The sequence below is a fragment of the Acinetobacter sp. GD03645 genome (assembly GCF_029845285.1).
GTDB classification, from domain to species: domain Bacteria; phylum Pseudomonadota; class Gammaproteobacteria; order Pseudomonadales; family Moraxellaceae; genus Acinetobacter; species Acinetobacter corruptisaponis.
This window is the reverse complement of record NZ_JAOCLL010000040.1, coordinates 1-8,745: the sequence shown is the minus strand read 5'-3', so window position 1 is coordinate 8,745 and position 8,745 is coordinate 1. Positions and strand designations below refer to the sequence as shown.

The following is an 8,745-nucleotide window of genomic DNA, read 5'->3' as shown; positions in this document are numbered from 1 at the left end:
ATTTTGGGGATTTTTATCATCCGACCCAGTTTTCTAACTGTAATGCAGGCACACGTTCAAACTCTTTCGTATTGTTGGTCACCAATATCAAACCTTTACTTCGCGCGTGGGCAACAATATGTAAATCATTATCACTGATGAGCTGCCCAGTTTTTCTAAGAATAGCCTTGATATTTCCATACTGAATCGCAGCTTCCAGACCATAATCCAATATCTGCAACCGTGAAAGAAAATTCTCAACGATGTATAGATTCTTTTCAGGGTATTGGCTGTTTTCAGCACCATAAATCAATTCGGCAACAGTCACACTACTTACACAAAGCTGTGTGGCAACGCTATTAAATTTGGTTCGTACCTGCGGCGGTTTTTGTTTTATGACATAAATAACGATATTGGTATCAAGCATATATTTCAGCATTTAAAAAGACTCACGCTCGCTATTGAGCTGTTCTCCACGCTCAAAATCGTCAGACACAGTTAAGTCTGGATTATCAAAAAAACTATCCCAAACCTGATCTACTGGGCTAATTACACGCTCAACTCCCATTTGGCGAACAAACACTTTTTGTGTCTGTTCTGAAAAACGGTAGACACTTGGTAAGCGTACTGCCTGTGTACGATTATTCATAAATATAGATGTAATCATCCCACCTCTCCAATCTGCTATATACATTTAGTATATACTCTATACTTTATAAATCAAACGCTTTGGGCAGGCATTAGATTTTGTATTTTTTACATAAAAAATAAGATACAGATTCAAAACTAATATTCATCTTTCTGTTTTAACCATCGGTTGAAATCTTCGTCTATACTTAGCCATCAATTTAAATTGACTATGGAAAGATGACTTCTCAAACTCCCCAGAAAACAAAGAAAAAAGTTTGGTTCATTTTGGCAATCGTGATTGTATTGTTGCTTGTCGCATTCCTGCTCTGGAAGTCAGGCAGCTCAAACAAAACCGCTGCGACAGAAAAACCAAACAATGCAGAAACAACCGAACAAAAAGCTGCCTTAACGGTGACGGTCGTTCAACCTGAACAGCAAAACTGGAAACAGACATTCACGGCAAATGGCAACATCGCAGCATGGCAAGAAGTGGTGATTGGGAGTGAATTGTCTGGTCAGCGCCTTACCCGCGTCAATGTGAATGTCGGTGATGAGGTTAAACGCGGACAGGTTTTGGCAGAAATTAACAGCGATACCATACGTGCCGATTTGGCGGCGGCTAAAGCCAGCTATGCCGAAGCACAGGCTGTACTGGCTGATGCCGTGACCAACAATAAACGGATTCAGCAGCTTAAGAATACAGGTGCAATCTCGGCTCAGGAATCGACTCAATATCAAACCTCGCAAGCCACTGCCCAAGCTAGACTTGATGCAGCCAAAGCACAGATTGAAAGCAATCAACTACGTTTGGCACAAACTCAGGTGATCTCACCTGACAATGGCGTGATTTCAGCCCGTACCGCAACTGTCGGCTCTTTGGCCCAGACTGGACAGGAACTGTTCCGCCTGATTCGGGATCATCGTCTGGAATGGCGTGCAGAAGTCACCACTTCGGATTTGTATAAACTCAAGCAAGGGATGAATGCACGTATTTTCTCGCCTGACCCTGCCCAGCCTGCCATTACAGGTAAGGTTCGGATGATTGCCCCTGTGATCGACCCACAAACCCGCTATGGATTAGTCTATGTTGACTTGCCAGCCACTCAGGCGGTTCGTATGGGCATGTTTGTAAAAGGCGAATTTGATTTAGGTGAGAAACAAGCACTGACCATTCCACAAACAGCCTTGTTGTTACGTGATGGTTTTGCCTATGTATTTATTGTGGGTAATAACAATCGTGTGGCACAGCAAAAAGTGACTGTTGGACGACGTTTGGCTGATCGTGTTGAGATTCTGGACTTACCTGCAAATGTAAAACTGGTTGCGTCTGGTACAGGTTTCCTCACCGATGGTGATTTAGTGACTGTCGCAAAAGACATTCCTGATACGCCATTGACCAAACAACTTGTGACCACACAGGGGAATTAAAATGAATTTCTCTGCCTGGTCAATCCGTAATCCTATTCCAGCCATTTTATTGTTTATTATGCTGGGATTGACGGGTTTAATGTGTTTTAAATGGATGAAAATACAGCAATTTCCCGATATTGAATTGCCAATGGTGACTGTGACCGCAGCCCTGCCAGGTGCTGCTCCACCACAGCTGGAAACTGAAGTTGCCCGTAAAATTGAAAATTCAATTGCAACCTTACAAGGTCTAAGAAACCAGTACACCAATATTCAGGATGGTGTGGTTACCGTTACAGCCGAGTTCCAACTGGAAAAACCGCTGCAAGAGGCGGTTGATGACGTTCGTAATGCGGTTTCTCAGGTGCGTTCAGACTTGCCTGCCGATTTACGTGACCCAATTGTCAGTAAAATCAACCTTTCAGGCTCACCCATTCTAACCTATACCATCCAGTCGCCAAAAATGGATGAGGAGGCTCTGTCATGGTTTGTGGACTATGATATTGCCCGCGCCATGCTACAGGTTAAGGGTGTGGGTGCAGTCGCTCGTGTGGGCGGTGTTACCCGTCAAGTTGAGGTTGAACTTGACCCTGAAAAATTATTGGCACTGAATGCAACAGCAACTGACATTACCCGACAACTGCGCTTAATCCAGCAAGATGCATCAGGTGGTCAAACCAAGATTGGCGGCAGTGAACAGTCCATTCGCACCATTGCAACGGTAAAAACAGCCGAAGAAATTGGGGCAATGGATATTGCACTCAGTGATGGCCGTCATATCCGCCTTGATCAGGTTGCGACCATTCATGACGGTATTGCCGAACGCCGTTCTGCTGCATTGCTGAATGGACAGCCTGTGATTGGCTTTGAAATTACCCGTAGTAAGGGTGCCAGTGAGGTTGATGTTGAAAAGGGCGTGGTCGAGGCATTGGATAAACTCAAGGCTGCACATCCAGACATTAAAATCACCGAAGCATTTAACTTTGTTAAACCCGTTGCTGACAACTATGAAGGCTCAATGTCCCTGCTTTATGAGGGTGCCATTTTAGCCATCTTAGTCGTTTGGCTGTTCCTACGTGATTGGCGTGCAACCATCATTGCCGCAACTGCCCTGCCATTGTCGATTTTACCAGCCCTGATTGGGATGTACTTTTTTGGTTTCACCCTCAATACCGTTACCTTGCTGGCAATGTCGCTGGTGGTCGGGATTCTGGTCGATGATGCGATTGTTGAGATTGAGAATATCATTCGGCATCTCAGGATGGGTAAAACACCGTATGAAGCGGCAATGGAAGCTGCCGATGAAATTGGGCTTGCCGTGATTGCCACCACATTTACCCTAATTGCTGTATTCCTACCTACCGCCTTTATGAGTGGTATTGCTGGTAAATTCTTTGTGCAGTTTGGCTGGACAGCAGCATTGGCAATTTTTGCCTCCTTGCTCGTGGCACGTTTGCTTACCCCAATGATGTCTGCCTATATCCTTAAACCCTGGGTCGGCAAAGTTGAACCTCATGAAGATACTGACCAACCTGCCAATGATCAAGGTACAGCGACTTTAGCTAAAGACCGTGCTAAAGATGGCAAAGTCATGCGTGGCTATATGCGTCTGGTGACGTGGTGTTTAAACCATCGCTGGATCACACTATTTGGTGCAATCGCCTTTTTTATTGGTTCAGTTATGCTGATTCCGTTATTGCCAACTGGATTTGTACCACCACCAGACACTGGACAAACGCAGGTACGTCTGGAATTGACTCCAGGTTCACAATTTGCTGATACCTTAAAAACAGCAGAATATGCACGAAGCTTAATTAAGGATCATCCTGAAATTAAAAGCATCTATACCACCATTGGTGGAGGTGCAGCAGGAAGTGACCCCTTTGCTGGTGGTGCATCTAGTGAACCTCGTAAAGCGACTCTGACCATTCAAACCACTGAACGTGCTGACCGCAGTGCCAGCCTGCAAGACATTGAAGACCAGATTCGTCAACGTTTGGCACCATTGCCAGGAGCTAGGATTCAGGTCGGTCTGGCGGGCAATAATAGCCAATATCAACTGGCACTTTCAGGTGATGACCCTGAAGCATTGATGTCAACAGCCCGCGCACTGGAACGTGAATTACGCACCATTCCAAACATTGGGAGTATTACCTCAAGTGCGGCACTGATTCGTCCTGAACTAGTGATTCGCCCTGACTTTGCCAAAGCCGCAGATTTAGGTGTGACCACCTACGATATTGCTGAAACCCTGCGAATTGCAACTGCGGGTGACTTTGACCAAAACCTGGCAAAACTCAACCTTTCACAGCGTCAGGTGCCTGTGGTGATTAAATTGCCTCTTGCTGCCCGTCAGGATCAGGAACTGATTAAACGCCTCATGATCAAGGGTAGTCATGGTCCTGTCATGCTAGGTACAATTGCCGATGTGAATATTGAAAGTGGACCATCACAGATCGACCGCTTCAATCGTCTGCGTAATATCAACTTTAATATTGAACTCAACAACCAGCCTTTGGGTGATGTTGCAGCGAAAGTTGATCAATTACCAACCATGAAGAATCTACCACCGACAGTAAAACGTACCAATATCGGTGATGCTGAAGTGATGCAGGAATTATTCTCAAGCTTTGGCTTGGCAATGCTGACGGGTGTACTGTGTATTTATGTGGTGCTGGTGCTTTTATTTAAGGACTTTTTACAACCGATCACCATCTTGGTTGCATTACCGCTGTCTTTGGGTGGCGCTTTCGTGCTCTTGCTTTTGGCAAAAAGTAGCTTTTCAATGCCAAGCTTAATCGGTTTGATCATGCTGATGGGAATCGCAAGTAAAAACTCAATTCTCTTGGTGGATTACGCCATTATTGCGAGGAAAGAACGAGACTATTCGCGTTTTAATGCCTTGCTTGATGCCTGCCATAAACGTGCCCGCCCGATTATCATGACTACGCTGGCAATGGGTGCAGGCATGTTACCGATTGCATTAGGTATTGGAACTGATCCAAGCTTCCGTGCGCCAATGGCAATTTCGGTGATTGGTGGGCTGATTACCAGTACATTCCTTTCTTTACTAGTGATTCCTGTGGTTTATACCTTTATTGATGACATTAACCGTAAGCTTCATGGGTTGAGGAAAGTAAGAGAACCTACTGCTGTAAAATCTCCAAATTTATAAAGCAAAAAAGAGACGATTTTATAATCGTCTCTTTTTTTAGGGGATTTCCAAATAAAGAATTTAATTCGAGTTTGGAAAATAACCAAAGTTAAGTAAGGATGTGGTTGCAGTAATAGGCACTACAACTATCCAAACCTCTCCCGTAGGTAACTTCCACTCAGCCCGAGCGGAAAGCCCATATTCATTTGCTACACGCCTATTTGCAGCTACACCATATCGGGATTGAAAACCCTCAAATATCTGGTTAAATGCTTTTAAATTTGATTCGTTTGAATCATTCATAGGCCCAGAGAAGTTAACACGGTGAAACCTATCCCCTAGAAAAAAGAAATTTGCGGCAAATTTCTTTCCTGCAACATTGACTGGACTGACCTGTAATAGTCCACGGGCACCATTGCTCAGAGAGGAATAATCCCCATTTTTGGCTTGTGGCACCATACGTTGAACCTCAGCAACACTCAAACCACTTTTTAAGTTTGTCCATAAGTTTGGAGATGCGGAACTCATCGCCATTTTGGTTGACTTACTTTTGGTTTCACATGGACTCTGTTGATAACTTATTTTCCCCGCATTCTCACACTTATACACTTCTGCATGAGAAAAAGAGGAAAAACCTATACAAAGCGTAGCAACCATCCATATGTTTTTTCTTAGCAATAAAAGCTTTGGATTCATATTGATTAAGCAAAGACTCATCGTTTAATCTCTGCTCTATGCCTTTAATGCTTTCTCAATATCCGCCTCCAAAGCTTCAGGCTTGGTGGTCGGTGCGTAACGTCCTAAAACCTCACCATTACGCCCCACCAGAAATTTGGTGAAATTCCATTTAATGTTCTGGCTTCCCAAAATACCTTTCGCCTCTCGGGTTAAAAAACGAAAAATGGCATGTGCTTCAGGCCCTTTTACATCAACCTTGGCAAACATTGGAAAATTGACCCCATAGTTACGTTGGCAGAACGCCCCTATTTCTTTATTTGTTCCTGGATCCTGCCCACCAAACTGGTTACATGGAAACCCCAAAATTTCCAGACCCTGTGGTTTATATTTTTCATAGAGTTTTTCAAGTCCTGCAAACTGCGGGGTAAAACCACACTTGCTTGCAGTGTTTACAATCAGCATGACCTTGCCTTTATAGTCGGCGAGCGCCTTTATATCTCCCTCTAACAATTCAGCTTCAAACTGATAAATGTTACTCATGGATATGTTTCCTCGTCGTTCTTTTCTTGTGTTTTAAGTTGTAGTGATGCCGAATTAACGCAATAGCGCAATCCTGTCGGCTGCGGGCCATCCTCAAATACATGCCCCAAATGCGCGTCACAATCATGGCAGACAATTTCCGTTCTGACCATACCATGCGACAAATCTTCGTGTTCTTCTATTGCAGTGCTGTCAAGTGGTCGAAAAAAGCTCGGCCAGCCACACCCACTGTCATATTTGGTGTCCGAGGAAAATAGTTCCGCACCACAGCAACGGCACACGTATGTTCCTTGCTGCTTACTGTTCCAGTATTGTCCAGTAAAAGCAGGCTCTGTACCTTTTTGACGGGTAATCCGATATTCTTCTGGTGACAGTTCTCTTTGCCATTCTCTGTCAGTTTTATTGACTTTTCCCATGACCTGCTCCTTTTATTCTGTTTTTTAAAAGTATTTGGTGATCAGTTTTTATATTTACGCGATTCCCAATAAAAACTCTAGTCTATCGCTGCAAAATTTATAACAAATTAAACATTTACCGCACAAATAGCAAATAGTAAGCAAAATAGGTTTTATGGTGAGCATTTTATTTATAGGTTTATCTTTCAAGTAAGCAAAGATGATGCTATGCTGATACCACACTGCTGTCTGCTGTACAGGACAAAAAATGTCGCAAAAGAAAAGTGTGGTTTTTCAAAACCTATTGCCAACCATCAGACAATATCAACAATCGGGTTTTACCCATGAAAAAATTGTTGAATTACTGAGAGATCAGCATGATCTTGATCTGGTTACCGTTGAAACCTTTAAAAGTTATTTATACCGATATGCAAAAGTGAATCCAGCTATGTCTAAAAATACTGCTATTCCCCACTCAGCTCAAAGCACTAGAACTAGAGAAATCAGAAAATCCTCTAAGCTTGAGCATGTTTGTTACGACATTCGTGGACCAGTATTACGCGCCGCCAATGAAATGGAAGAGCAAGGACATAAGATCATCAAGCTGAATATCGGCAATCCTGCGCCTTTTGGTTTTGAAGCCCCACAAGAGATTATCAACGACGTTGCCTTAAACCTGCCAAATGCGATTGGCTACACTGACTCCAAAGGTATTTTCCCTGCGCGTAAGGCAATCTGCCAGTATTACCAGCAGAAAGGCATTTTTGATATGCATGTCAATGACGTGTATGTTGGCAATGGTGTGTCTGAACTGATCGTGATGGCGATGCAGGGGTTGCTGGATGACGGCGATGAAATGCTGGTGCCAATGCCTGACTACCCATTGTGGACAGCGGCAGTCAACCTTTCAGGGGGTACGGCAGTTCACTATAAATGTGATGAAGAGAACTACTGGTATCCTGACATTGCGGATATGGAAAGCAAAATCACGCCAAATACGCGTGGGATTGTGGTGATTAACCCAAACAACCCGACAGGCTCAGTCTACCCTCGCCATGTATTGGAACAGATTGTTGCCCTGGCAAAGAAACATGACCTAATTTTGTTTGCCGATGAAATTTACGACAAAATCATTTATGACGGAATCGAGCATGTCGCATTGGCGGCACTGGCAGGCGACCAGTTATGTATTTCGTTTAATGGTTTATCAAAGGCATATCGTATTGCGGGTTACCGTGCTGGATGGATGGCGATTACAGGTGACAAGGCGCGTGCGGCAGACTATATCGAAGGTCTGGATATGCTGGCTTCCATGCGTCTGTGTGCCAACCATCAGGCGCAATATGCCATTCAAACTGCGTTGGGTGGTTATCAGTCCATTAATGACCTGATCCGTCCAGGTGGGCGTTTATATGAACAACGCAATATTGCATGGGAAATGTTGAATGAAATTCCTGGTGTCAGTTGTGTTAAACCTGATGGTGCCATGTACTGTTTCCCTAAACTTGACCCAGAAATTTACCCAGTTGAAGATGACGAAAAATTCATGCTGGATTTATTAAAGGCTGAAAAAGTTTTGCTGGTTCAGGGCACGGGCTTTAACTGGCCAACGCCTGACCATTTCCGTGTGGTATTTTTACCTGCGGAAAATGAGTTACGTGAGGCAATTAACCGTTTAGGCCGTTTCCTCGCTAAAATACGTTAGGATCATATTCAATCCCCCTTTAGCACGTAAGGGGGATTTTTATATTTGGGGTTTATAGTAGTGTAGAACAACAAGCTAATCTCCTTTTATAAAGATAACTAGACGTAAATTAAGTAATGAAAGCAACTACTAGAATGTCAGCAGATTTACTAGGTATTCAACATAATTCCACTACTTTGTTTTATATCAGAATATGTCAAGTAATTATGTATCATTTTGACCAATTAGCCATCATGGAATTAGGGGTCTGTTGACAC

The 8,745-nt window shown here is 43.7% G+C and carries 8 protein-coding genes; 3 read left to right on the top strand and 5 right to left on the bottom strand.

Going from position 1 to position 8,745, the window contains the following annotated elements; translation table 11 throughout:
* Positions 1 to 16 precede the first annotated feature (16 nt).
* Both N5J47_RS17950 and vapB read right to left on the bottom strand, forming a co-directional pair.
* Positions 17 to 418, bottom strand: coding sequence for a type II toxin-antitoxin system VapC family toxin (locus N5J47_RS17950; protein ID WP_279961397.1), 402 nt, complete (start codon positions 416 to 418; stop codon positions 17 to 19).
* On the bottom strand, positions 419 to 646 hold the full coding sequence (vapB, locus tag N5J47_RS17945) for a type II toxin-antitoxin system VapB family antitoxin (RefSeq protein WP_279961396.1): 228 nt from the start codon (positions 644 to 646) through the stop codon (positions 419 to 421).
* A 200-nt stretch (positions 647 to 846) separates the two neighbouring features.
* Here vapB and N5J47_RS17940 point away from each other — a divergent pair, with 200 nt between their 5' ends.
* Entirely contained in the window at positions 847 to 2,037 is a 1,191-nt protein-coding gene (locus tag N5J47_RS17940; protein ID WP_279961395.1) for an efflux RND transporter periplasmic adaptor subunit, read from the top strand.
* Between the two features lies 1 nt (position 2,038).
* Positions 2,039 to 5,191, top strand: coding sequence for an efflux RND transporter permease subunit (locus N5J47_RS17935; protein ID WP_279961394.1), 3,153 nt, complete (start codon positions 2,039 to 2,041; stop codon positions 5,189 to 5,191).
* Between the two features lie 60 nt (positions 5,192 to 5,251).
* Here the strand turns inward: N5J47_RS17935 and N5J47_RS17930 are convergent, their stop codons facing one another.
* The 3 genes from N5J47_RS17930 to msrB all read right to left on the bottom strand — a co-directional run bounded on the left by N5J47_RS17930 (position 5,252) and on the right by msrB (position 6,804).
* Entirely contained in the window at positions 5,252 to 5,698 is a 447-nt protein-coding gene (locus tag N5J47_RS17930; protein WP_279962424.1) for a hypothetical protein, read from the bottom strand.
* Between the two features lie 204 nt (positions 5,699 to 5,902).
* On the bottom strand, positions 5,903 to 6,388 hold the full coding sequence (locus N5J47_RS17925; RefSeq protein ID WP_279961392.1) for a glutathione peroxidase: 486 nt from the start codon (positions 6,386 to 6,388) through the stop codon (positions 5,903 to 5,905).
* On the bottom strand, positions 6,385 to 6,804 hold the full coding sequence (gene msrB, locus N5J47_RS17920; RefSeq protein ID WP_279961391.1) for a peptide-methionine (R)-S-oxide reductase MsrB: 420 nt from the start codon (positions 6,802 to 6,804) through the stop codon (positions 6,385 to 6,387). The genes N5J47_RS17925 and msrB overlap by 4 nt, the downstream gene beginning before the upstream one ends.
* Before the next feature lie 247 nt (positions 6,805 to 7,051).
* On the opposite strand from msrB, the gene N5J47_RS17915 reads away from it, so the two are divergent.
* Complete coding sequence (locus N5J47_RS17915) at positions 7,052 to 8,488, top strand: pyridoxal phosphate-dependent aminotransferase (protein WP_279961390.1); 1,437 nt, start codon at positions 7,052 to 7,054, stop codon at positions 8,486 to 8,488.
* Positions 8,489 to 8,745 lie beyond the last annotated feature (257 nt).

What these genes read in the sequence shown, in the direction of transcription:
- N5J47_RS17950 (WP_279961397.1), bottom strand. Translation starts at nt 418, where the DNA reads ATGCTGAAATATATGCTTGATACCAATATCGTTATTTATGTCATAAAA.
- vapB (WP_279961396.1), bottom strand. Translation starts at nt 646, where the DNA reads ATGATTACATCTATATTTATGAATAATCGTACACAGGCAGTACGCTTA.
- N5J47_RS17940 (WP_279961395.1), top strand. Translation starts at nt 847, where the DNA reads ATGACTTCTCAAACTCCCCAGAAAACAAAGAAAAAAGTTTGGTTCATT.
- N5J47_RS17935 (WP_279961394.1), top strand. Translation starts at nt 2,039, where the DNA reads ATGAATTTCTCTGCCTGGTCAATCCGTAATCCTATTCCAGCCATTTTA.
- N5J47_RS17930 (WP_279962424.1), bottom strand. Translation starts at nt 5,698, where the DNA reads ATGAGTTCCGCATCTCCAAACTTATGGACAAACTTAAAAAGTGGTTTG.
- N5J47_RS17925 (WP_279961392.1), bottom strand. Translation starts at nt 6,388, where the DNA reads ATGAGTAACATTTATCAGTTTGAAGCTGAATTGTTAGAGGGAGATATA.
- msrB (WP_279961391.1), bottom strand. Translation starts at nt 6,804, where the DNA reads ATGGGAAAAGTCAATAAAACTGACAGAGAATGGCAAAGAGAACTGTCA.
- N5J47_RS17915 (WP_279961390.1), top strand. Translation starts at nt 7,052, where the DNA reads ATGTCGCAAAAGAAAAGTGTGGTTTTTCAAAACCTATTGCCAACCATC.